We start from the raw sequence: 623 nt of genomic DNA on the forward strand, positions 1-623 counted from the left end.
TGCGTAGTTGACGGGCATCATTTGCAGTGCGTACATCGCAAGCAGTAAGCAGATGCCGCCAAGCACACCGGGTAAACCCACTCCGGGGTTATAAAACTCGAGTAATAGGCCGTAAATGCCGATGAGCATTAGAATGTAGGCGACATTAGGATTGGTGATCACCGCAAGCATTTCTGCGCGCCAGTCCGGTGTTCTTTCAACCCAAATGGGATTGTCGAGTGACAATGTCACGGGGAGGTTGTTCACCTTGACGGATTTACCGTTTATTGCGGTGACCAACTCTTCTGGCGAGTTGGCAATGACATCAATGACATTGAGTTCTAATGCTTCTTCCGCGTCTAAACTAGCGGCTTCACTGACGGCTTTTTCTGCCCATTGTGCATTGCGGTCATGTAATTTTGCGAGCCCTTTAATGTAGGCTTTTGCGTCATTGATGACCTTTTTCTCCATGGCGGTTTTAGCCGGAACTTGAGCGCCGCTTTTTTCTGCATTGGGTTTGTTTTCATCCGAGGATTCGTTGTCTTTGCCGTCATCAGAAGAGGGCGTTTGTGGTGCACCACCTATGGCCACAGGGGTTGCTGCGCCAAGGTTGGTCGCTTCTGCCATTGCCGCAACGTGGCTGG

At 50.6% G+C, this 623-nt stretch carries 1 protein-coding gene; it reads right to left on the reverse strand.

The genetic code is table 11. The features are described 5' to 3' along the window. Positions 1 to 623, reverse strand: a 623-nt coding sequence (locus tag R7E78_RS27955; RefSeq protein ID WP_411913779.1) for an NfeD family protein, incomplete at both ends; no start/stop codon positions are given.

This window comes from Vibrio sp. YT-19(2023), assembly GCF_033337395.1.